Here is a 23,827-nt window from a genome sequence, read left to right as displayed (position 1 = left end):
CTCACCCCTGTTTTTCAACCAAAATCTGCTGCCATTTCTGCTGACGTTTGGTTTTATCCTGCACCTGACCTGCCAACTGACCGCAAGCCGCATCAATGTCGTCACCTCGTGTTTTGCGTACTGTCACCACATGTCCGGCCTGCTGCAGAATATCGCGGAATACTCGTATATTCTCATTGGAAGAACGATCGTAGCCTGAATTCGGAAATGGATTAAACGGAATCAGATTGAATTTGCACGGCACATCTTCCACTAATTCAATCAACTCACGCGCATGTTGCGGTTTGTCGTTAATACCGTCCAGCATAACATATTCAAAAGTAATAAAATCACGTGGTGCTTTCACCAAATAACGCTGACACGCCGCCATCAATTCTTTCAGCGGGTATTTTTTGTTCAGTGGCACAATTTCATCACGCACAGCATCATTAGACGCATGCAGCGACACTGCCAAAGCCACCGGCATCGCCTCACGTAATCTGTCCATCTGCGGCACCATGCCTGAGGTTGATACGGTCACGCGGCGGCGGCTCAAGCCATAGCCGTGGTCATTGAGCATAATGCTTAAAGCGATAACCACATTATCAAAGTTGGCCATCGGCTCACCCATACCCATCATTACCACATTAGAAATCACACGCTCGTTTTTAGGTGTCACTCCCATGGCTTTATTAGCCCACCATAATTGGCCGATAATTTCAGCGGCGGTTAAATTGCGGTTGAAACCTTGGCGACCGGTGGAACAAAACGTACATTCCAGCGCGCAGCCGACTTGCGACGAAATACACAAAGTGCCGCGCTCTGCTTCGGGGATAAATACTGTTTCCACGCCGTTGCCTGTGCCAACATCAAGCAGCCATTTGCGCGTACCGTCGGCAGATTTTTGTGAAGCCATCAATTGTGGAATACCGACTTTGGTTTGTCCGTTTAATTTTTGGCGCAATGATTTGGCCAAATCGGTCATTTCATCAAATTCAGATGCACCTGATTGGTGAATCCAGCGCATAACCTGCTTGGCTCGAAATGGCTTCTCACCCATCGCAGCAAAGTATTCAGTTAGACCGTTTAAATCAAAATTCAGCAGATTGGTTTTCATCTATATCTTAAATTATTGGAAGCTGTTAAATTAAAATTGTGTGACATGGCAAAATACAGCTTTAATTTAAAAGCCTTTTCAGATTTATTTTCAGATAGCCTTTTCATTATTCTATCAAAAGGCCGTCTGAAAATGTATTCGACAAAGTCTTTTAGCCGTCTGTCTGTTTTCCCGAACACATATTGCTTTCGGAAAAATCATTCAGACGGCCTCAAACGAATGACGATCGTCAATTAACGAGGGCAGATTTCACTGTCGTTGAAGAAGTAAGCGATTTCGATGACAGCGTTTTCCAAGCTGTCGGAACCATGTACTGCGTTAGCATCGATGGACTCGGCAAAATCAGCACGGATAGTATGGGCAGCCGCTTCTTTAGGATTGGTCGCACCCATCAGCTCACGGTTTTTGGCAACGGCGTTTTCGCCTTCCAATACTTGAATCATTACCGGGCCGCTGGTCATGAATTTAACCAAATCCACAAAGAAAGGACGCTCTTTGTGTACAGCATAGAAACCTTCGGCTTCAGCTTGCGTCAGATGTTTCATTTTTGCCGCAACGATTTTCAAGCCGTTACTTTCAAAGCGGTCATAAATTTTACCGATAACGTTCTTGCCTACGGCATCCGGTTTTACGATAGAGATGGTGCGTTCAATAGCCATATCATGTCCTTATATTCATTGTATTTTGCAATATTGTTTTAAAAATCCGACAAGATTTCATTTTACCAAACTTCATTTGTTTGTGGTAGAAAGCATCTCCATTGGTAAAAATCAGCCCTGTTTTTTCTTATCTTTTTATTGCCTATGCTTATAATGTCAAATGCGGCTGCGCCAAATACACTTCAGACTGCATTTCCACCATACGGCTGGCGGTACGGGCGAATTCTGCAGCGAAATCGCCTTCAACATAAATATCGTGGACATCGACTGCGCTGGTGGCACACAGTTTCACACGAAAATCATACAACACGTCAATCAACCAAGTCAGGCGGCGCGCTTCAGCTTTTTCTTGCGGCGTCAACCGTTCCAATCTTGAAACAAAGACAACTTCATAATTTTCTGCCAAATACAGATAATCGGCTTGCGAGCGCGGCCCGAAACACAGCACACGGAAATCAAACCAAATTGCCTTATCCGATTTGGCTTTATGCGGAATTTCACGGTCGTGAATAATGCTGATGCCGGGATTTAACTCGGATGTGTGCGCCATTTCTTTAAACAACTCGGCCAGTCTGTTTTCGTTTTCCTCATTGCCCGGCACAAAGAAAATTTCAGCCGGCTTCAAAGTACGCAGGCGGTAATCTTCGCCACCATCTACATTTAAAACAGTCAGGCTTGATTCAATCAGGGCAATGGTCGGCAAAAAACTACTACGGTTTTGCCCTTGCGGATACAACTCAGACGGTGCGTAATTGGAAGTTGCCACCAATACGGCACCTTCATTTAACAAGTTTTCCAACAAACGACCAAGAATCATAGCATCAGCGATATCGCTGACATGAAACTCGTCAAAACACAATACGCGTGTTTCCCGAGAAATCTCTGAAGCCACAGCTTTGAGCGGATTGGCTTCACTTTTCAAACCTTTCAATCGCTGGTGAATCTCTGCCATAAATGCATGAAAGTGAACACGGCGTTTGCGTTTATAAGGCAGGCAGCCGAAAAAAGCGTTCATTAGAAAACTTTTACCGCGCCCCACGCCACCATAAAAGTACAAGCCTTTAGGTACTTGCGGCGAGCACAGGCTGCGCCCTAAAAAACGGTTGCGTTTGCGTTTAAACATCATCAATTCAGTCCACAAACGGTCTAAATGCTCAATGGCAGTGGCTTGCGCTTCATCACGGATAAAATTAGGCTGCTGGGCGGCAGCCTGATACCAAGTCAGCGGACTGTGATTTTCAAAACTTGGCAGGACAAACAGATTTTCTCTATCACTCATTACTGAACCTTATTATTTATTAATTCTAACCAAAGGCAGCCATTATAAATGATTTCGCCCGGCCTCCAAGCATTTATAACATGAAACTTCTTTATTGCCTGAACTTATAAGAAAAAACGCCGCATTTCTGCGGCGCTTGCTTACTCAGGCTTTTAGTTGGCGTTCTCTTGCAGAGCCAAGTCCACACGTTCGCGCAACTCTTTACCTGGCTTAAAATGCGGAACATGCTTTTCAGGTACTTCCACACGCTCACCAGTTTTTGGATTACGACCCACGCGGGCAGGACGGTGGTTCAAGTCGAAGCTGCCGAAACCGCGGATTTCAATTCGTTGGCCGCGAGCCAGCGAACGGGTCATGGTATCTACCAAAACCTTTACACTGTACTCAACATCTTTAGCCATCAATTGATTTCCGTTTTTTTCGGCAAAAACCTCTGCCAAACGAACCATTAATTCAGACTTAGTCATTGTCTGCAACCTTATTCTTCACCAGACAATTTAGCTTTCAGCAAATCACCCAGGCTGGTAGTCCCGGCATTGACAGTTGCTGCAGAATTTACTGAGTTCAGCGCTTCGCGGTTTTCTTTAGCGTCTTTGGCTTTTACAGACAAACGGATGCTGCGGTTTTTGCGGTCAACCGTTGCAATAACGGCTTCAACTTCATCGCCTTCTTTTACAACGTTGCGCAAATCTTCAACGCGTTCGCTAGACCATTCGGCTGCAGGCAAGTAAGCTTCTACTTCGTCAGACAAGGCAACAACCGCGCCTTTAGCGTCAACAGACTTCACAGCACCTTTAACCAAAGCTCCTTTATCATTTACGCCAATAAAGCTACCGAATGGATCGCCTTCCAATTGTTTGATGCCCAAAGAAATGCGTTCTTTGTCAACATCAATGGCTAATACGACGGCTTCAACTTCTTCGCCTTTTTTGTATTTGCGAACGGCTTCTTCACCGGACTCAGTCCAAGACAGGTCAGACAAGTGAACCAAACCGTCAATACCGCCGGGCAAGCCTACGAATACACCGAAATCGGTAATCGATTTAACCGCACCAGACAATTTGTCACCTTTGTTGTGGTTGGCAGCAAATTCTTCCCATGGGTTGGCCTGACATTGTTTCATGCCTAAAGAAATACGACGACGATCTTCATCAATTTCCAATATCATTACTTCTACTTCATCGCCCAATTGAACCACTTTGCTTGGGTGTACATTTTTATTGGTCCAGTCCATTTCAGAAACGTGTACCAAACCTTCGATACCTTGTTCGATTTCAACGAATGCACCGTAGTCGGTCAGGTTAGACACTTTACCGAATAGGCGGGTACCTTGCGGGTAACGACGGGTCAGACCGCTCCATGGATCTTCTCCCAATTGTTTCATACCCAGAGAAACGCGTTGTTTATCTTGGTCGAATTTCAATACTTTGGCTTCAACTTCTTGGCCGACTTCCAACACTTCGCTTGGGTGTTTCACACGGCGCCATGCCAAGTCGGTGATATGCAGCAAACCGTCGATACCTCCCAAATCAACGAATGCACCATAATCGGTGATGTTTTTAACGATACCTTTGACAACCGCACCTTCTTGCAGATTTTCCAGCAAGGCTTTGCGCTCTTCACCTAAAGTAGCTTCCAAAACGGCACGGCGCGACACCACCACGTTATTACGTTTTTTGTCCAATTTGATGACTTTAAATTCAATCTCTTTGCCTTCAAAGTGTGAAGTATCTTTTACCGGACGGACGTCGACCAAAGAGCCCGGCAAGAACGCGCGGATGCTGTTGACCATCACGGTCAGGCCGCCTTTGACTTTGCCGTTGATTATGCCGGACAAGATATCGCCGTTTTCCATTGCTTCTTCCAAAGCGATCCAATCGGCAGCGCGTTTGGCTTTTTCACGGGACAGTTTGGTTTCACCGAAGCCGTTTTCAACAGATTCGATGGTCACGGTAACAAAGTCACCGACTTTAACTTCAATTTCGCCTTGAGCGTTTTTGAATTCAGCTACGTCAATCAGAGATTCTGATTTCAGACCTGCGTTAACGGTCACAAAGTTTTGGTCGATTGCCACTATTTCAGCGGTAATCACCTCACCTGGATTCATCTCTTGCAGGGTGAAGCTTTCTTCCAATAACTGAGCAAAATTTTCCATAGACATAAAATAACTCTTTTCGGTACACCGCCAAGGGGTGCGGGGTAGGTTGGACATCGTTTGCCGCCCTTGGCACGGCAAGCGTCAAATTCGAATATAAAGATTGCAAAGGTAGGAACGGCAATGCACCGAATGCGCTTTGCCGCTTTCTTAACATTAACCGACTATTTTTAACCGACTATATTTTTTTCAGGTGAGGCCTTCCAAGATAAAAGGCCGTCTGAAATCAAATAGAGAATTATACAGTAATTTTCAGACTTTGCTATACCAATCAAGCACTTTTTTTACGCTTTCTTCAATACCCAAATCAGTAGTATCTAAAAGTTGCGCATCCGGTAATTGCTGCAACGGCGCAACAGCGCGGCGGCGATCAGCTTCATCACGCACCTCGATATCTGACAAAATACGGTAGAATTCCACACCTTCGCACGGTAAGCCGATTTGCTTGGCGCGGCGTTCGGCACGCACTTGTGCGCTGGCGGTCAGAAAAACTTTAAGCGCGGCATCAGGAAAAATCACCGAACCAATATCGCGTCCGTCGGCCACCAAGCCTTTATCAGTCAGAAAATCGCGCTGGCGTTGCAATAAGGCGGTGCGTACTTTCGGCAATTGCGCGACGGCCGATGCGCCCATGCCGACGGTTTCGCTGCGGATTTGTCCGGAAACGTCTTCACCGTTCAGCAAAACTTTTTGTCCGGCAAACTCAGCCGGCAAATTTTCTGCCAACTTGGCCACATCTGCCTCATCCGTCCATTCCACGTTTTCTTTTTGGGCGTACAGCGCAGTCAGCCGGTAAAGCGCGCCCGAATCCAAATAATCAAAACCTAAGGCAGCAGCCACGCGCGAAGCAACCGTTCCTTTTCCTGAAGCACTTGGCCCGTCAATAGCAATAACTTTTTGTTTTTCAAACATATTTTCTCTCTTTATCTCGTTTGGTTTGAAGGCAGTGCAAAGGCCGTTTGAGCAATCATTCCGACCGTTGCCGGCATTATAAACAATCTCGACACCAAATTCATGGCTTCAGACGGCCTTTGGCATGCAAAGACAATACAAAACCTACTTGAATCATCGTATAATTGCACCCGGTTGTTTAAAAAACATAACGGAATTTAACATGCAACAACTCAAACTTGCCATCTCCGGCGCGCAGATTTTATTTGTCGCATTCGGCGCGATGGTGCTCGTCCCCCTGCTTACCGGCTTGAATCCTGCATTAGCCTTACTCGGTGCAGGTATCGGCACGCTTTTGTTTCAATTGCTCACTAAACGTAAAGTGCCGATTTTCTTAGGTTCTTCGTTTGCCTTTATCGCACCGATTATTTATTCTATCAGCGAATGGGGGCTGCCATCGACCATGTTCGGCTTGTTTGCCGCCGGTTTTATGTATTTTATTTTTGCCGCACTGATTCGGTGGCAAAGTTTGGAAGCAGTACACAGATTATTGCCGCCCGTGGTCATTGGCCCGGTGATTATGGTCATCGGTTTATCGGTGGCTGCCGCCGCCAGCCAGATGGCCATGGGCCAATCGGGCGGCCGGCAAATTATCGAATACGATGACTCATTGATTTTGGCCGGCTTCACCTTTTCCGTGACTGTGGTTGTGTCGGTATTCGGCAGCAAAATGATGAAACTGATTCCGATTTTAATCGGCGTGGCCTCAGGTTATATATTAGCGCTCATCATGGGATTGGTCGATACCGCACCGATTGCCGCCTCGCCTTGGTTTGCCGTGCCGTATTTTGAAACACCCGAAGTCAACTGGCAGGCAGCTTTATTTATGTTGCCGGTCGCCATTGCCCCCGCCATCGAACACATCGGCGGCATTATGGCCATTGGCAACGTTACCGGTAAAGATTACGCCAAAGACCCGGGCTTGGACAAAACCCTTGCCGGTGACGGCTTAGGTGTATGCGTGGCCGGCTTAATCGGCGGCCCGCCTGTCACCACTTACGGTGAAGTGACCGGCGCGGTAATGATTACTAAGAACAGCAACCCGAAAATCATGACATGGGCAGCTATTTTTGCGATTTGTATGGCCTTTTTCGGCAAATTCAATGCGTTTTTGGCATCAGTTCCTTTACCAGTGATGGGCGGCATCATGATCTTACTGTTCGGGACCATTACTTCATTGGGCTTAAAAACGCTGATTGATGCCAAAGTCGATTTAATGCAGCCGAAAAACTTAGTCATCGTCAGCGCGGTTTTAACCACCGGCGTGGGCGGCATGATTATCAAGTTCGGCACGTTGAGCTTTGCCGGTGTGGGCTTGTGCGCGATTTTGGCAATTTTACTAAACTGGATTTTACCGACACCGGAAGAGCCTTCCACTTCTGCCGGATAAATCATCTCCATACCCAAAAGGCAGTCTGAAAAATATTTTTCAGACTGCCTTTTGGGTATTTCATGCTTCAATCACAAACCGGCACAGCAGCAGGATAAATCGACACCTGCGTTTGCGTCAGCCTGAATAAATCTTCCAACTGTCTTTGCGCCTGCGTAGTGGCATTTTTCAAAATATCCGCTTTACACGCGCCAGTCAGCACTTGCTCGCGAGCCTTTTCCTGCACGGTTTTAAAGACCGTTTTATCTATCGGCAATATATTCAGCGAACCAGTTTGGATATCGTAAACTTCAATCTCTTCCAAATCCACGCTGAGAATTTCCACTTCCGGCAGGCTGATGATGACTTTTTCATCAATGATATTTACATTATTTGTCGTGATTTTGTCTAAATCAACACCGGCCAACACTTTACCGCGCACAATAAACAAACCGATTTGCGCATCCTGCCATAATTTGCGCCAGTCACCTTTTTTCTCAGTGCGGATAATGGTATCAATATAAAACACCGTGCTTTCCAAACGGTTAAGCTGTTTGATTTGCATCAACACCCTTTCGCGCGACAGCGCTTCTGCCCGCTCTTGCGCGGCCCGTTCATGATAAAAACTGCCTGCCGCCGCAGCTGCGGACAGCAACAATACCAGCAGCCAGCGAAAAAATATCTTCATCGTATCAACCTTAAAATATTTATAATGAAACTAATTGATAATATGGCTGCTTTTAATGGAATTTCAATGAAAAAGGCCGCCTGAAAACCCTATTTTACGTTTCAGACGGCCCTGTCTTTATTACTAAAAAATTACTATAAAGTAATATAAATTATCTACATTACCAAATTTGCTTTTTGGTAAAGTTAGGACTACAATCGATTACGTTCTCACACACAGGGCACACCATGACTATTACCGAATTGCGCCGCCACAATCTGCGACTATGGATTAACCGTCAATGCGGCGGCCAGCAAACCCGATTTGTTGCAGCAACCGGCATTAATCAGGGCGAACTCTCCGCTTTATTGAAAAACAAATCATTCGGCGAAAAAAAAGCCCGGAAAATAGAGCGCGATGCCGCCATGCCCGAAATGTGGCTCGACACTATACACACACCCACCCCATCCGATTCCAAAGAGAGCAAAGCCATGAATATTGCCACCATTCCAGAAATTTTAGCCGACATCAAAGCCGGTAAGATGGTCATCATCACCGATGCTGAAGACCGGGAAAACGAAGGCGACCTGTTAATGGCCGCGCAATTTGTAACCCCCGAAGCCATTAACTTTATGATTAAGCATGCCCGTGGTTTGGTTTGCCTTCCGATGGCCGAAGAAATGGTCGAAAAACTGGGCTTGCCGATGATGACACAGAAAAACGGCGCGCAATACGGCACTAATTTTACCGTTTCCATCGAAGCGGCCAACGGCATCGCGACCGGTATTTCCGCCGCCGATCGCGCCTTAACCATTCAAACCGCCGTATCACCTACCGCCAAACCTGAAGACATCGTACAGCCCGGCCATATTTTCCCCCTGCGCGCGCAAAAAGGCGGCGTATTGGCTCGCACCGGCCACACCGAAGCCGGTGTCGATTTGGCGCAAATGTGCGGCCTGATTCCGGCAGCAGTGATTTGCGAAATCATCAACGACGACGGGGCCATGGCCCGCATGCCGGAATTGATGAAATTTGCCGAAGAACACGGTCTGAAAATCGGCACCATAACCGACTTAATCGAATACCGCAGCCGCACCGAAAGCCTGTTGGAAGAAATGGGGGATTCGCCGGTATACACACCTTGGGGCACGTTCCAACAACACGTTTACGTCGATAAATTAACTGGCGAAACCCATTTAGCCTTGGTAAAAGGCACACCGGCTGCCAAAAATGAAACCTTGGTGCGCGTACACGAGCCATTCAGTGCGATGGATTTTATTTCCCCAAATCCGCGCCATTCATGGTCGCTGCCGCAAGCCTTAGCCCGCATCCAACAAGCCGAAAGCGGTGTGGTGATTTTAATGCACCGTACGGAAGATGGCGCATCTTTGCTTGACCGTACCTTACCCAAAAGCGCAAACCAAACCTTTAAATGGGACAGCAAAAGCTACGGTATCGGCGCGCAAATCTTGGCCAATCTCAACGTCAACAAACTGCGTGTGCTGGGCAAGCCATCCGCCTTCACCGGTCTGACCGGCTTCGGCTTGGAAGTGGTCGGATTCGAAGAAGCAGGAAACCAGTAAATTTCTAATTTTTCAAATAATAAGGCCGTCTGAACACTTTGCCGTGAAAAGCTTGAAGGTTTCAGACGTCCTAATTTTTTCTTACGCATTACCACAAATCTTTTATACTGGTTGAACGGCAACACACCGATTTCAAATTTTAGATAAAAATTAAGGAGAGAGTCATGCCGGTTATCCAGCACCAAACCGATTCGCAACGGTTTATCTTATTGGCCGATGAAGAAATTACCGGCGAATTGGATTACCGCATCATCGGCAATTCACTCGACATCACCCATACCCACATCGAGCCGCAACATCGAGGTAAAGGTTTGGCACGCCATTTGGTCAACGCCGCCATTCAGGAGGCCGAGAAAAACGGTTTGGGCTTAACGGCAAGCTGCAATTATGCCGAACAGATTTTGGCACAAGAAAGACGCTTGTCACATTGATCCAATCCATTCTCTTTATCAAGAAGGCCGTCTGAAAGCATGAACCGCCCCAAATCTCAGACAAATTTACATTCAACTGCCACCAGGGACTGAATCCCGTATGCCACAGAACCCGGTCCTTTTCATTTCAACTTGCTCCTGTCGTGATTGTAATAACGGATACCCTCATGAATATCCGCTATCAAGTCATCGGTACCCTTAAACACCCGCAGAAAAAAGCACCCCGTCTCCAATAACCGCAAAGAAGCCCTCCATCGGCGTACTGTCTCCGCCATTGTCTTTGCCTGGCATACGCCGGCAGCTTCGCCCGAAATGCCTTCGGACGGTACGGCAACCCCCGATCCGAATCAAACAGCGGTTTATGTTCAGGCATCCGGCCTGTCCATCATCTCCGTGACCAATTACCGTTCGGTTGTCGGCAGGGCGTATACGACTGTTTCGCGCCGTTATACACATCCGATACCGGGGATAGGTGCCGCTAAACCCGGCCAGCTTTTGCCGCAAAGCTGCGGTCGGACGGGTTGCCGCTGACCGTGCTGGCAACCGCTTTTCGGCAGTCTTTGCCCTGCCTGATTTTTGCCTGCATACCCATTTCCCCCATCAGCTTTCTGGCGGCTTTTTTCGGAAAGACGGATGCGGCGGTTCGGGATGGCGCAAATGCGGCGGCAGCCGTATCGGTCTTTGTGCTGTCGGTATGGCTTGGCGATCTGTTTCATCGGCAGCCGCGCTTTGGCAGGTGCGTGATACGCCTGTGGCTGTGGATGAGCTGTGTCGGTGGCGTGTCAGAGCTTGGATTTTAAATGGGTTTGTGAATTTGGTTATGAAAAACTGCTCCTTGTTTAGTGGGCTGGGAGGTCCTACTTTTTGGAGAGAAGTTCATGTTTCAGACGGCCTTTTTGCTTTGTTTCTCAATACTATCCGATAAAATCATGCATTTCATCATGTCGTTCATTGTCAGCAAAGAGACCGTTCAAAAATCTGTGTCAGCTTAAAACTTATAATTTGATTATACCAGCAAGAATAGCAAATTTACGTATTGCCTTTATACTCATAGCTTTTTCCTTCCATCATACATTTATCGAACATTCTAACTCTTTTATGGCCATAAGCAGAATCATTATATTTATCTCTAATAAAATTAAATATATTCCCATTCCTGTCTGGTATTCCTTCCGCATCCACACCTAGACAATATTTTATATCTATAATCCGCTGTTCATTACTTACATCTTTGATATATGACTCAACATGAAAATGTCAGCCCGCCTTACTAAGGTACAACGGTCATTGGACTAAAACATCTACCGCAAACACTTGGATAGCAAAACGGCCAAAAAATATAAAATTACATTTTTCATGATTACCTCATCTGAATGATGGCTTGAAATATATCGGAAGAAATTATATCCGAAATAGCAAATGGTGCTGCTACCGGAATAGCAACAACGGTAATAACTTCGGCGGCTATATCAGCTATCTTTCCGTTATCGCGTGTGGCATTTCCTTTATCACCATAAACCCCCTATATTCTGACTACCGAGAAAATTATGCGTGCCGGCAAACCCTTCTGCTATAGTATCTTGTCAGTCTCCAGCGGTATAATTCCCCAGCATTGAACCAGGTTTGGCTTGGAAGCCGTCTGTTGCGCCATATCAGTCACCGACCCTTTGAAATATCCAAAGGCACATGCCGTTGCAGTGCGGGAAAGGCTTCATCCAAAGCCGCATATTGTCCGGCCGGCAAACGGATATCCAAGCAATCTGCCAATTCTTTCATGTGCGCCGTTTTGCCGGTTCGCGGAATCGATACCATGTTTTGTTGCGCCAAGGTAAAACACAACAGCACCTGGTACACGCTGATATTGAGTTCGTCCGCTATTTGACGCATCTCGGGATGATGCAGCAAATCGTCCTGCAATTCACCGGCCTGCGCCAGCGGACAATACGCAATGGTTGAAATACTGTTGGCATCCTGCCACGGCTCCAAAACAAATTCGATACCGCGCGATTCCAAATAATACAATACTTCATTGGTTTCGCAATTCGTGCCGCCCCCATCATGCAATTCATGCATGTCTTCAAAATCAAAGTTCGATACGCCCCATGCTTTGATTTTCCCTTTCTGCACCATCTTTTCCATCAATTCAACCGTTTCGGGCAAAGACGTCGCACCACGCCAATGATACAGATACATATCCAGATAGCCAGTCTGCAACCGGTACAACGAAACATCCAAGCTGCATTCAAGGTTGTGGCTGTTGGCATTGCCTGGCAACACTTTGGAAATCAGGTAAATACTGTCGCAGATAAAAGGCTGAATGGCTTCACCAACGAGATTTTCCGAACGACCGTTGCCGCACATTTCAGCCGTATCGATAATCGATACCCCCGTTCCAAGCCATAACGCAATGCGGCAATTTCTTCTTGATGCATCGAAGCGTTGTCGCCGAGATACCATGTTCCTATGCCTAATTTGCCATGATTCAACAGCGTATTTTTTGCTATGATGATTCTCCGATTTGATTGGACGAACAGCTTAATTTTAGCCATATTTTTCCCGGCCTGCTTCAAGAACCTGCCCATCCTTTTCCGACGGCCTTGGGTATTTTTAAGCCTTATTATTTCTTTAAGATATTATTTTTGTATCATAATTTATTAGTTATTATGGCTTACTAAATTAGCTTTATACGTGAAAAAATCTGCCGGAATGTGACAAAAATCCGTCTATTCCTGTTAAAATTCCAAAGATTTTATTTATTCTTCCATTTGGATATTTTGAGCCTGCTCTTTCTCCAAAACCGATTTTCAGATGGCCTGAGCCAGTGTTAATCTTTTATTCGACAATAAAAACAACGATTAATTGCCAACCACCTTACCATACCATTTTTAGATTTATTTGGTTTTGAAGAAAATTTGCCGCCATCAAAAATACCGACGTCGCTGGCCGTACTCGACGCCATCGGCTTGCCAGTTTTTTAACCTAGTAAGAAGTAACGCATCTCTATGATTAAGATAAAAAAAGGCTTGGACCTGCCTATTGCAGGCCGACCGGAACAAACCATCTATGATGGCCCGGCCATTACCGAAGTCGCGTTGCTTGGCGAAGAATATGTCGGCATGCGCCCCTCGATGAAAGTCAAGGAAGGCGATGTCGTCAAAAAAGGCCAAGTATTGTTTGAAGACAAGAAAAATCCGGGTATGGTGTTTACCGCTCCGGCTTCAGGCACCGTCACGGCTATCAACCGTGGCGAAAAACGCGTCTTACAATCCGTGGTGATTGCCGTTACCGGCAACGACGAAATCACGTTTGAGCAATATCCTGCCGAAGCCTTACCGGATTTAAGCAGCGAGCAAGTGCGTGCCAATCTGATTCAATCGGGTTTGTGGACTGCCTTGCGCACTCGCCCGTTCAGCAAAACGCCTGAGGTCGACGCCAATCCTGCTGCCATTTTCGTCAATGCCATGGATACCAATCCGCTGGCTGCCGATCCGGCCGTCATCATTACCGAAAAAGCTGCTGACTTCATTAACGGCCTGCGCGTGTTGAGTCGATTGACCGAACGCACTGTGCATGTGTGTAAAGCAGCCGGTGCCAATGTGCCGTCTGCAAGTGCGACCAATATTGTCGTGCACGAATTCAACGGCCCGCATCCGTCCGGTTTGAGCGGCACGCATATCCACTTTATCGAACCTGTCGGCGCGAACAAAACGGTTTGGACAATCAACTACCAAGACGTGATTGCTATCGGCCAATTGTTTACCACAGGCCGTCTGAACACCGAACGTGTGGTCGCTCTGGGGGGCTCCCAAGTCAACAAACCGCGTCTGTTGCGTACCGTTTTAGGTGCCAACCTTTCCCAGTTCACCGCCGGTGAATTGGTGAATGCTGACAATCGCGTGATTTCCGGTTCGGTCTTAAATGGCAGCATCGCCACCGGTCCGCACGACTATCTCGGTCGCTACCACAACCAAGTGTCGGTTTTGGAAGAAGGCCGCCACAAAGAATTTTTCGGCTGGATTGCGCCGCAATCTGAGAAATACACCATTACCCGCACCACACTCGGTCATTTTCTCAAAAGCAAACTCTTCAAGTTCAATACTGCCGTCAATGGTGGTGACCGTGCCATGGTACCGATCGGCACTTATGAACGCATTATGCCGCTTGACATCCTACCTACCTTACTCTTGCGTGACTTGATTGTCGGCGATACCGACAGTGCGCAAGCCTTGGGCTGTCTGGAATTGGACGAAGAAGATTTAGCATTGTGCAGTTTCGTTTGCCCGGGCAAATACGAATACGGCCCGCTGTTACGCAAAGTGCTGGATACTATTGAGAAGGAAGGCTGATTATGGGCTTGAAACATTTTTTAGAAAAAATCGAACTGCACTTCCTGCCGGGCGGCAAACACGAAAAGTGGTATGCGCTCTATGAAGCGGCGGCAACGATTTTCTATACGCAAGGTGCGGTAACGCGTAAGGCGGCACATGTCCGCGATGCGCTCGATTCGAAGCGTATGATGATCATGGTTTGGCTGGCACTGTTTCCCGCCATGTTCTACGGTATGTACAACGTCGGTGCACAAGCATTCAGCGTGTTAACACCTGAATTGCTGCAACAAAGCATCGCCAATGATTGGCACTATGCTTTAGCCAATACCTTGGACATTAATATGGCTGCCGATGCGGGTTGGTTGAGTAAAATGCTCTTCGGTGCGATTTTCTTTGTGCCGATTTACGCCACCGTATTTGTTGTCGGCGGGTTTTGGGAAGTTTTGTTCGCTATGGTGCGCAAACATGAAATCAACGAAGGCTTCTTCGTAACTTCAATTCTGTTTGCCTTAATTGTTCCTCCAACCCTGCCATTATGGCAGGCTGCTTTGGGTATTACCTTCGGCGTGGTGGTAGCGAAAGAAGTGTTCGGCGGTACCGGTAAAAACTTTATGAACCCTGCGCTGGCAGGCCGTGCATTCTTATTCTTTGCTTATCCTGCCGACATCAGCGGCGAGAAAGTATGGACGGCCGTCGACGGTTATTCCGGCGCAACTGCTTTGGCACAATGGGCTTCAGACGGTATAGCCGGTTTGAAAAATGTTGCCACCGGACAACCGATTACTTGGATGGATGCCTTTATCGGCAATATTCCGGGTTCGGTCGGCGAAGTATCGACCATTGCCCTGATTACCGGCGGCTTGTTTATCGTGTTCGCCCGTATTTCTTCTTGGCGTATTATTGCCGGCGTGATAGTCGGTATGATTGCCGCCTCATTGCTGTTTAACGCCATCGGATCTGACACCAATGCCATGTTTGCCATGCCTTGGTACTGGCATTTGGTGTTGGGCGGCTTTGCCATCGGTATGCTGTTTATGGCGACCGACCCTGTTTCCGCTTCATTTACCAATACCGGCAAATGGTGGTACGGCGCATTAATCGGCATGATGGCCGTGTTAATCCGCGTGGTTAATCCCGCCTATCCGGAAGGCATGATGTTGGCGATTCTGTTTGCCAACCTGTTTGCTCCGATTTTCGACTATATCGTCGCACAAGCGAACATTAAACGCAGAAAGGCGCGCACCAATGGCTAAATTCAATAAAGACGGCTTCGGCGGCACACTGGCCGTCGTGATTGTGGTGAGCTTGGTTTGTTCTGTAGTAGTGGCCGGTTCTGCTGTCGGTCTCAAACCGATTCAGGTCGAACAAAAAGCCAAAGACAAACAAAGCTACATCTTAAGCGTAGCCGGTTTGCTCGATGCGAAAACCGACATCGCCCAAACCTATTCAGAAAGAATCGAGCCGCGTGTCGTTGATTTGGCAACCGGCCAATACGTTGACAATCCACCAGAAAGTTTCGATGCCCGTACTGCGGCCAAAGATCCGAAACAAAACAGCCTCATCAAACCCGAAGACGATTTGGCCGGCATCAAAACCCGTGCCAAACTGGCCGATGTTTATTTGGTAAAAGACGAAAACGGCAAAGTGGAACAAATCGTCCTGCCTATACACGGCAACGGTCTGTGGTCGGTAATGTACGGCTTCATTTCTGTCAAACCCGACGGGAACACGCTCAACGGCATTACCTACTACGAGCAGGGTGAAACCCCGGGCTTGGGAGGTGAAATAGCCAATCCGCTGTGGCAGCAGAAATTTGTCGGCAAGAAGCTCTACAATGAGCAAGGCAATGTTGCCATCCGTGTCGGTAAAGGCGCAGGCGCCGATCAAGAACACGGCGTAGACGGTTTGTCTGGCGCAACCCTGACCACCAAAGGCGTACAAGGTACACTCAATTACTGGTTTGGCAAAAACGGTTATAAGCCTTACTTAGCCAAACTGAAAGCAGGAGCAGAATAATGGCTGATACCAAACGTTTGAAACATTTAATGTTCTCACCCTTTGCCGACAACAACCCGATTGCACTGCAAGTATTGGGGATTTGTTCGGCACTGGCCGTTACCACCAAACTGGAAACTGCTATCGTCATGGGTGTTTCTGTGGCATTTGTAACCGGTTTTTCCAGCCTGTTTATCTCGCTGGTACGTAACTATATCCCCAACAGCATCCGCATTATCGTGCAAATGGCGATCATCGCTTCATTGGTAACTTTGGTGGATCAAGTGTTACAGGCATATGCTTACCAACTTTCTAAACAATTGTCGGTATTTGTGGGGCTGATTATTACCAACTGTATCGTAATGGGTCGCGCGGAAGCATTTGCAATGAAAGAACCTCCGATGGAAAGCTTTGTTGACGGTTTCGGCAACGGCTTGGGCTACGGCTTGATTCTGATTATCGTTGCAAGCCTGCGCGAATTAATCGGTTCCGGCAAATTATTCGGCATGACTGTCTTCCAAACCATCCAAGATGGCGGCTGGTATCAGGCCAACGGCTTGTTCCTGCTGGCGCCAAGCGCATTCTTTATTATCGGTTTTCTGGTTTGGGCCATCCGTACTTGGAAACCTGAACAGGTGGAGAAATAATCCATGGAACATTATCTGAGCTTATTCGTCAAGTCTATATTCATTGAGAATATGGCCTTGGCCTTCTTCTTGGGCATGTGTACCTTTTTGGCCGTCTCCAAAAAGGTATCTACCGCCTTCGGATTAGGTATTGCCGTAACCGTGGTATTGACCATTGCCGTACCGGCCAACCAATTGGTTTACACTTTATTGAAAGAAGGTGCCATCATTGAAGGCGTGGATCTGACTTTTTTGAAATTCATCACCTTCATCGGTGTGATTGCCGCTTTAGTACAGATTCTCGAAATGATTTTAGACAAATTTTTCCCCGCCCTTTACAACGCGCTTGGTATTTTCCTGCCGCTGATTACCGTAAACTGCGCCATTTTCGGCGGGGTGTCATTCATGGTTCAGCGTGAATACAATTTCACCGAATCCATCGTTTACGGCTTCGGCGCAGGTTTGGGCTGGATGCTGGCGATTGTGGCATTGGCCGGTATCACCGAAAAACTGAAGTATGCCGATGTCCCTGACGGCTTGAAAGGTCTGGGTATTACCTTTATTTCAGCCGGCCTGATGGCTTTGGCGTTTATGTCGTTCTCCGGCATCCAGTTATAAGGAAGACACACAATGGAAATTATTTTAGGTATTGTGATGTTTACCGTCATCATTTTGATTTTGGCGCTGATGATTCTGTTTGCCAAATCAAAATTGGTTAACGAAGGCGACATCACCATTAAAGTAAACGGTGAAAAAGAACTGACCATGCCTGCAGGCGGCAAGCTATTAGGTGCCTTGGCCAACGAAGGCATTTTCATTCCTTCCGCTTGCGGCGGCGGAGGCTCATGCGGCCAATGCCGTGTGGTAGTCAACAGCGGCGGAGGCGACATTTTACCGACCGAGCTGTCGCATATCACCAAGCGCGAAGCCAAAGCGGGTTGCCGTTTGTCGTGCCAAGTCAACGTCAAAACCGACATGGACATCGAAGTACCGGAGGAAGTGTTCGGTGTGAAAAAATGGGAATGCACCGTTATTTCCAACGACAACAAAGCCACGTTCATTAAAGAATTGAAACTGGCCATTCCCGAAGGTGAAGAAGTCCCTTTCCGCGCCGGCGGCTACATACAAATCGATGCTCCTCCTCACACAGTAGCCTATAAAGACTACGACATTCCCGAGGAATACCACGAAGACTGGGACAAACACGATTTATGGCGCCATGTTTCCAAAGTTGACGAGTCGATTCTGCGTGCCTACTCCATGGCTTCTTATCCGGAAGAAAAAGGCATCATCATGCTGAACGTGCGTATCGCCACCCCGCCATCGCACGAACCTGATGCGCCTCCAGGTCAAATGTCTTCTTACATTTGGTCATTGAAACCTGGGGACAAAGTGACGATTTCCGGCCCATTTGGTGAGTTCTTCGCTAAAGACACTGATGCCGAAATGGTATTCATCGGCGGTGGAGCAGGTATGGCGCCTATGCGTTCACACATTTTCGACCAATTACGCCGTCTGAAATCGAAACGCAAAATCTCATTCTGGTACGGCGCACGTTCGAAACGCGAAATGTTCTACGTAGAAGACTTCGACGAACTGGCCGCAGAAAATGATAACTTCGAATGGCACGTTGCCCTTTCCGACCCACTGCCGGAAGACAACTGGGATGGTTACACAGGCTTTATCCACAATGTATTGTATGAAAACTACCTGAAAAACCACGAAGCCCCTGAAGATTGCGAATTCTACATGTGCGGCCCGCCGGTAATGAACCAAGCCGTAATCAAAATGCTCAAAGACTTGGGCGTAGAAGACGAAAACATCCTGTTGGACGATTTCGGCGGCTAACAAAAAAAGGAAGAAACCGGGGTTTCTTCCTTTTTTATTTCTATGCCGTCTGAACATTTCAGACGGCCTCATCAAAACCAGATCTTTGTTACTTCCAAACCTTATCACCAAACGAGAAAAGCGCCAACCCTACACCCATCACGACCAATCCGATTAATTTCGGCATGGTCATTTCACGCACCGCCATACCGATAAAACCGTAATGATCAATCACCGCTGCCGCCACCAATTGCCCGATGATAATCACAAACAACATGTTCGCAATACCCAATTTAGGTGCCAGCAACACACTGGTAAATACAAACACCGCACCGAGCAAACCGCCGCTTAATTTCCACCAAGGCTGATGGCTGATGATGGCCAAATACCCGAACAAATCCGTTTTTACCCATGTTATGAAAAACAATGCCACAGCGCCGACGGCAAACGAAATCAAAGTGGCTATTAAGGTTTCGCCGCCCATTGCCCGTGCCAGCTGCGTATTAATCGCTGACTGTATGGCCGAAGCCATGCCCGCTGTAAAAGCTAAACTCAAATAAACTGCCCACATATTACCGCTCCAAATATTCAAACGACCTTTTCAGCCTATTTTTCACCGCCTCTAAAACAGCCCGTTGCCGTTCATTTTACGTTACAATAAGCCATCTGAAAAATTTTGCCGCACACCCATGCCTGTTTTGAAATCCCTATCCCTGCTATTCTTCACCGCCACGCTGTTTCTGCTCTCCGCATGCGGCAAACAAGCGCAAACTGTCACCCTGCAAGGTGAAACAATGGGTACGTCTTACACCGTCAAATACCTTTCAGACGGCCTTGATCTGCCCGAACCCGAAATCATGCAGGCACAAATTGACGACTTACTTCAAGAAGTCAACCGCCAGATGTCCACCTATCAACCGGATTCGGAAATCAGCCAATTCAACCAAATACGTAATATCAACCGGCCGTTGCCGATTTCCGCCGATTTTGCCGGTGTGACCGCCGAAGCGATGAGATTAAACCAAGTTACCCAAGGTGCGTTGGATGTGACCGTCGGGCCTTTGGTGAATTTATGGGGATTCGGTCCGGATAAAGAAGTAACCTACTCGCCTACCGCTGCCGAAATCGAGCAGGCGGCGCAAGCGGTCGGCATTGATAAAATCGTGCTGGTTAACGACGGCCAATCTTCCACCCTAGCCAAAACACAAGCCGATGTTTATTTGGATTTATCCTCCATCGCCAAAGGCTTCGGCGTGGATAAAGTGGCCCAACATCTTGAAAAGTCAGGTATTCGCAACTATTTGGTTGAAATAGGCGGCGAATTATACGGCAAAGGCAACAATGCTTCCGGCGAAACATGGCGCGTGGGCATTGAGCAGCCGAACATAGTGCAAGGCAGCGGCACGCAGATTATTGTGCCGCTGGATAACCAATCTTTGGCCACTTCGGGCGATTACCGCAATTTCCATTTGGATGACAACGGCAACCGCCTCTCCCATATCATCAATCCGCAAACGCGTGCGCCGATTCGCCACAAGCTCGCGTCCGTCAGCGTGATTGCCGATAACACTGCCACTGCCGACGGCCTTTCTACTGGCTTATTCGTCTTGGGCGAAGAAAAAGCCTTGGCACTTGCCGAACAATACGGTTGGGCGGTATTCTTAATCATCTACGACGGCAACGGCTACAAAACCGAGATGTCAAGTGCATTCAAAAAATTAGTCAATTAATTTAACCTTGGAACCCACATCATGAAGACCCTCTTTTTAACATTCGGCATTTTCCTGCTCGTGATTTTAGGCATGGCCGTCGGCTATATTTTTTCCAAACGCTCGATTAAAGGCAGCTGCGGCGGGATTTCCGCTTTGGGCATGGAAAAAATGTGCGATTGCGACACACCTTGCGGTACGCTGCAAAAGAAATTGGATGCCGAAAAAGCAGCCGGCGGAAGTAAAGGTATTGTGATTGATCAATAGGGCGTATCCTCATTTCATCATGCAGCAACTTTTTGGCATAAACCCCGTCTGCCACATTGAAAATGCACGCAAAGTGTCCAATCTTGCTGCCCTGGCTGGTTATTACCGACGCAGCGTGTAAAGAGTATTGTCTTGTATACGCGCTTTTCTGTCCGAAACTCGGCGACGCAAAAAAATGGGTTCACTCACTAATCCTCATTCCATTAACTATATAACAAAGGCCGTCTGAAACCTGTTCAAGCAATCTTGCTTATCAGATTTCAGACGGCCTTTGACGTATTTGAGTGTTTATAACACCACGGTCGGATATGAGCCGATGACTTTCACAAACGACGCGCGCGCACTCAATAATTGCAGGGCTTTTTGCACACGTTCATCGTCTTTATGACCTTCGATATCAATAAAGAACAAATATTCCCACAACGATGATTTGCTCGGACGGCTCTCAAATTTGGTCATGGAAATGCCCAAATCGGTAAGCGGCTGCAGCAAGCCCATGACCGCACCGGCGCGGTTTGGGGTGGAGATGACCAACGATGTTTTGTCACTGCCTGTGCTGTTGGTATCTTGATGGCCGAGCACCAAAAAGCGCGTGGTGTTGTTCGGCTCATCTTCAATGTATTCACCGGCAATGTTCAATTGATAGATTTCCGCAGCGGTAATGCCGGCAATAGCAGCCAACGTGCCGTCATCCGATTCGGCCACAATACGCGCGGCTTCGGCATTGCTGGATACCGGAATGCGCTCGGCATTGGGCAGGTTGCGGCCCAACCAGTCGTTGCATTGTGCCAAAGCTTGCGCATGCGCAAATACTTTGGTCACACCATTAATTTCGTAGCTGTTTTTACGCAGCAAATTGTGGTGAATGCGCACCACCACTTCGCCACAGGCTTTGAGTGCGGATATGGACAGCAAATCCAGCGTGCGGCCAATCGAACCCTCGGTCGAATTTTCCACCGGCGCCACCAAATAATCGGCTTGGCGCGTTTCCACCATTTTGAAACAATCATCAACCATGGTGCAGGCTTGGGTATAAGCCGCGTGGCCGAAATGCTTGATGGCGGCCTGCTGGGTAAACGTGCCTTGCGGGCCTAAATAAGCAATGGTTAGCGGACGTTCCACTGCCAGACATTCGCTCATGATTTCGCGGAACAATCGGGCAACGGATTCATTGGGCAGCGGCCCTTGGTTCAATGCCTGAATACGGCGCAACACAGTGGCTTCACGCTCTGGTCGGTATACCGTACCAGTACCTTTGAGTTCGCCGATGGCGTGGGCGTGTCCAGCGCGTTCGTTTAACAGGCGCAATACGGCGGCATCGATTTCGTCAATCGCATCGCGATGAGGTTTTAATTGCTCGTCAATCGACATGATGTTTCTCTTGCATAAATTCCTGAATTTAGCGATTTTAGCATTAAACAGGCCGTCTGAAAGAGATTCAGACGGCCTGATAATAGAAATTAAAGCATTAAAGCCCAATGATTGCGCCGAAACAGTATTTCATTGCACCAGTAAGCCAAAATCAATATTTTTATTTAAACTCGCCGTAATTTTTGTCATTTTCAATCCATGCCTCATGCGAACACATCCACAGCAACACAATACCGCATACCGTCGCCGCGAGCATCATCAGCGGCATAATTAAGGCCGAGCCGTTGTGCAGCCAGGTCGTGAGCAGGCCCATCGTCGCGCCGATAACCGACTGACACACGCCCAACACCGCATTGGCGCTGCCGCTTTCTTTCTTAAAATAATTCATGAAGCACGCCTGCGTATTGGCGCTGACCAAGCCCTGAGTACCGACGGAAAGCATCACACACGCCACCAATGCCCACATCGGCGGCAAGTTTGCCAACAATACCAGTAACATCATCAACAAATTGGCGGCAAACTGGATGATAATGCCCCACTGCAAAATATTCTGTGGATGAACGCCTCTTTTCAAACGCCACGCCGTCACGCGGTTAAACAAAGCCATGGTGATGATGTTCAAACCAAAAATCCATGCGTAACTATGTGGCGACACTCCATACAAGTTCATATAAACAAAAGCAGATTCGGTCAGAAACGCAAACATCGACGCAAAACTGAACGCTTGGAAAAACAGATAGCCCATCGCCCCTTTATTGCGCAACACTTGCTTGAACCGGCCGCCGACAATAGCAAAAATATTGCGGCAGATTTTGTCGGTACGTATCGGTTTCGGCAGGAAAACCGCGACCAACGCCAGCAGCAACACGCTATAAGCCGTTAAAAACCAAAAAATCGCACGCCATCCGCCCAAGTTTTGCAGCAGCGCACCGATCATCGGAGCCATCAGCGGCACAATCATCAAAATAATGCCTATAAGCGCAAACATCTGCGCGGCTTTGCGCCCGTTATAATGATCGCGCACCAACGCACCAACCACCACAACCGTCATGCCCGCACCAAATGCTTGTATGGCACGCAAGGCCAGCAATTGCTCGACATTACTGATCATCGTCAACCCTAATACGCTGATAAAATGCAACGCCAGTCCGGCCAAGGCCACCGGTTTGCGGCCTTTGATGTCGGATACCGAGCCACCGACCAATTGGCCGAATGCCGTACCAAACATAAACATACTCAGGCTTTGCTCGATTCGGTGGATATTAGAGCCCAAATTTTCGGCCATTTCAGGAATCGCCGGCAGATACGCATCAATCGAAAACGGCATAAGCGCAATCAACATTGCCATCAATACCGCCATCTGCTTTTCGCCCAAAGGCTTTTCTGCAGCAGTCATAACTTCTTTGCCCACATTCAAACAAACCGCGCCAGACGGTGGTTGGAAAACTTGGAATTATAGTCCATACCGGCCTGACTTGAAAGCATAAGGCCGTCTGAACAATTCAATCACGCTT

23 protein-coding genes are annotated in these 23,827 nt (G+C 47.7%); 12 read left to right on the top strand and 11 right to left on the bottom strand.

Annotation, left to right across the window (positions count from 1 at the left end; all coding sequences use genetic code 11):
- Position 1: 1 nt before the first annotated feature.
- The 6 genes from rlmN to cmk all read right to left on the bottom strand — a co-directional run bounded on the left by rlmN (position 2) and on the right by cmk (position 6,101).
- Positions 2 to 1,096 (bottom strand): dual-specificity RNA methyltransferase RlmN, encoded by a 1,095-nt coding sequence (rlmN, locus tag C7N83_RS00205; RefSeq protein ID WP_106739743.1) that lies wholly within the window; start codon positions 1,094 to 1,096, stop codon positions 2 to 4.
- A 233-nt stretch (positions 1,097 to 1,329) separates the two neighbouring features.
- The gene (ndk, locus tag C7N83_RS00200; RefSeq protein WP_106739741.1) at positions 1,330 to 1,755 is read right to left on the bottom strand and encodes a nucleoside-diphosphate kinase; all 426 of its coding nucleotides are present in this window, start codon (positions 1,753 to 1,755) and stop codon (positions 1,330 to 1,332) included.
- 148 nt (positions 1,756 to 1,903) lie between these two features.
- On the bottom strand, positions 1,904 to 3,034 hold the full coding sequence (gene zapE / locus C7N83_RS00195) for a cell division protein ZapE (protein WP_106739739.1): 1,131 nt from the start codon (positions 3,032 to 3,034) through the stop codon (positions 1,904 to 1,906).
- A gap of 152 nt (positions 3,035 to 3,186) precedes the next feature.
- A complete protein-coding gene (locus C7N83_RS00190; protein WP_095503440.1) occupies positions 3,187 to 3,501 on the bottom strand; it encodes an integration host factor subunit beta in 315 nt (104 codons plus the stop codon).
- 11 nt (positions 3,502 to 3,512) lie between these two features.
- Entirely contained in the window at positions 3,513 to 5,195 is a 1,683-nt protein-coding gene (rpsA, locus tag C7N83_RS00185) for a 30S ribosomal protein S1 (protein WP_106739738.1), read from the bottom strand.
- 246 nt (positions 5,196 to 5,441) lie between these two features.
- A complete protein-coding gene (cmk, locus tag C7N83_RS00175; RefSeq protein ID WP_106739735.1) occupies positions 5,442 to 6,101 on the bottom strand; it encodes a (d)CMP kinase in 660 nt (219 codons plus the stop codon).
- 202 nt (positions 6,102 to 6,303) lie between these two features.
- Between cmk and C7N83_RS00170 the strand changes: the two genes are divergently transcribed.
- Positions 6,304 to 7,530 carry a uracil-xanthine permease family protein gene (locus C7N83_RS00170; RefSeq protein WP_106739733.1) on the top strand — a complete coding sequence of 409 codons (1,227 nt, stop codon included), beginning with the start codon at positions 6,304 to 6,306 and terminating at the stop codon, positions 7,528 to 7,530.
- A 67-nt stretch (positions 7,531 to 7,597) separates the two neighbouring features.
- Here the strand turns inward: C7N83_RS00170 and C7N83_RS00165 are convergent, their stop codons facing one another.
- The gene (locus C7N83_RS00165) at positions 7,598 to 8,197 is read right to left on the bottom strand and encodes a DUF4230 domain-containing protein (RefSeq protein ID WP_106739731.1); all 600 of its coding nucleotides are present in this window, start codon (positions 8,195 to 8,197) and stop codon (positions 7,598 to 7,600) included.
- Between the two features lie 227 nt (positions 8,198 to 8,424).
- Between C7N83_RS00165 and ribBA the strand changes: the two genes are divergently transcribed.
- The 3 genes from ribBA to C7N83_RS14110 all read left to right on the top strand — a co-directional run bounded on the left by ribBA (position 8,425) and on the right by C7N83_RS14110 (position 10,990).
- Entirely contained in the window at positions 8,425 to 9,759 is a 1,335-nt protein-coding gene (gene ribBA / locus C7N83_RS00160) for a bifunctional 3,4-dihydroxy-2-butanone-4-phosphate synthase/GTP cyclohydrolase II (RefSeq protein WP_106739729.1), read from the top strand.
- A 164-nt stretch (positions 9,760 to 9,923) separates the two neighbouring features.
- Positions 9,924 to 10,190, top strand: coding sequence for a GNAT family N-acetyltransferase (locus C7N83_RS00155; RefSeq protein WP_106739728.1), 267 nt, complete (start codon positions 9,924 to 9,926; stop codon positions 10,188 to 10,190).
- Between the two features lie 521 nt (positions 10,191 to 10,711).
- Positions 10,712 to 10,990 carry a hypothetical protein gene (locus C7N83_RS14110; RefSeq protein ID WP_146135060.1) on the top strand — a complete coding sequence of 93 codons (279 nt, stop codon included), beginning with the start codon at positions 10,712 to 10,714 and terminating at the stop codon, positions 10,988 to 10,990.
- A gap of 856 nt (positions 10,991 to 11,846) precedes the next feature.
- Here the strand turns inward: C7N83_RS14110 and C7N83_RS00145 are convergent.
- Complete coding sequence (locus C7N83_RS00145; protein WP_106739725.1) at positions 11,847 to 12,647, bottom strand: aldo/keto reductase; 801 nt, start codon at positions 12,645 to 12,647, stop codon at positions 11,847 to 11,849.
- Between the two features lie 545 nt (positions 12,648 to 13,192).
- Between C7N83_RS00145 and C7N83_RS00140 the strand changes: the two genes are divergently transcribed.
- The 6 genes from C7N83_RS00140 to nqrF are packed head-to-tail and all read left to right on the top strand — an operon-like array spanning position 13,193 to position 18,987.
- The gene (locus tag C7N83_RS00140; protein WP_106739723.1) at positions 13,193 to 14,536 is read left to right on the top strand and encodes a Na(+)-translocating NADH-quinone reductase subunit A; all 1,344 of its coding nucleotides are present in this window, start codon (positions 13,193 to 13,195) and stop codon (positions 14,534 to 14,536) included.
- A gap of 2 nt (positions 14,537 to 14,538) precedes the next feature.
- Complete coding sequence (locus tag C7N83_RS00135) at positions 14,539 to 15,771, top strand: NADH:ubiquinone reductase (Na(+)-transporting) subunit B (protein ID WP_106739721.1); 1,233 nt, start codon at positions 14,539 to 14,541, stop codon at positions 15,769 to 15,771.
- Positions 15,764 to 16,534: a Na(+)-translocating NADH-quinone reductase subunit C gene (locus C7N83_RS00130; RefSeq protein WP_106739719.1), complete on the top strand. Its 771-nt coding sequence runs from the start codon at positions 15,764 to 15,766 to the stop codon at positions 16,532 to 16,534. Before C7N83_RS00135 ends, C7N83_RS00130 begins: the two co-directional genes overlap by 8 nt.
- Positions 16,534 to 17,160: an NADH:ubiquinone reductase (Na(+)-transporting) subunit D gene (locus C7N83_RS00125; RefSeq protein ID WP_106739718.1), complete on the top strand. Its 627-nt coding sequence runs from the start codon at positions 16,534 to 16,536 to the stop codon at positions 17,158 to 17,160. The genes C7N83_RS00130 and C7N83_RS00125 overlap by 1 nt, the downstream gene beginning before the upstream one ends.
- 3 nt (positions 17,161 to 17,163) lie before the next feature.
- The gene (gene nqrE, locus C7N83_RS00120; RefSeq protein ID WP_106739716.1) at positions 17,164 to 17,757 is read left to right on the top strand and encodes an NADH:ubiquinone reductase (Na(+)-transporting) subunit E; all 594 of its coding nucleotides are present in this window, start codon (positions 17,164 to 17,166) and stop codon (positions 17,755 to 17,757) included.
- Between the two features lie 12 nt (positions 17,758 to 17,769).
- Complete coding sequence (nqrF, locus tag C7N83_RS00115; protein ID WP_106739715.1) at positions 17,770 to 18,987, top strand: NADH:ubiquinone reductase (Na(+)-transporting) subunit F; 1,218 nt, start codon at positions 17,770 to 17,772, stop codon at positions 18,985 to 18,987.
- Between the two features lie 88 nt (positions 18,988 to 19,075).
- Here the strand turns inward: nqrF and C7N83_RS00110 are convergent, their stop codons facing one another.
- On the bottom strand, positions 19,076 to 19,537 hold the full coding sequence (locus C7N83_RS00110) for a DMT family transporter (protein ID WP_106739713.1): 462 nt from the start codon (positions 19,535 to 19,537) through the stop codon (positions 19,076 to 19,078).
- Positions 19,538 to 19,655: 118 nt separating this feature from the next.
- Here C7N83_RS00110 and C7N83_RS00105 point away from each other — a divergent pair, with 118 nt between their 5' ends.
- On the top strand, positions 19,656 to 20,696 hold the full coding sequence (locus C7N83_RS00105; protein ID WP_106739797.1) for an FAD:protein FMN transferase: 1,041 nt from the start codon (positions 19,656 to 19,658) through the stop codon (positions 20,694 to 20,696).
- 21 nt (positions 20,697 to 20,717) lie between these two features.
- Positions 20,718 to 20,942 carry a (Na+)-NQR maturation NqrM gene (nqrM, locus tag C7N83_RS00100; RefSeq protein ID WP_106739712.1) on the top strand — a complete coding sequence of 75 codons (225 nt, stop codon included), beginning with the start codon at positions 20,718 to 20,720 and terminating at the stop codon, positions 20,940 to 20,942.
- A gap of 288 nt (positions 20,943 to 21,230) precedes the next feature.
- Here the strand turns inward: nqrM and pheA are convergent, their stop codons facing one another.
- Positions 21,231 to 22,313 (bottom strand): prephenate dehydratase, encoded by a 1,083-nt coding sequence (gene pheA, locus C7N83_RS00095; RefSeq protein WP_106739710.1) that lies wholly within the window; start codon positions 22,311 to 22,313, stop codon positions 21,231 to 21,233.
- 160 nt (positions 22,314 to 22,473) lie between these two features.
- On the bottom strand, positions 22,474 to 23,709 hold the full coding sequence (locus C7N83_RS00090) for a multidrug effflux MFS transporter (protein ID WP_106739709.1): 1,236 nt from the start codon (positions 23,707 to 23,709) through the stop codon (positions 22,474 to 22,476).
- Positions 23,710 to 23,827 lie beyond the last annotated feature (118 nt).

Origin of the sequence: Neisseria iguanae, from assembly GCF_003013245.1 — a bacterium.
GTDB classification, from domain to species: Bacteria; Pseudomonadota; Gammaproteobacteria; order Burkholderiales; family Neisseriaceae; genus Neisseria; species Neisseria iguanae.
This window is presented reverse-complemented; position numbering and strand designations above follow the sequence as displayed.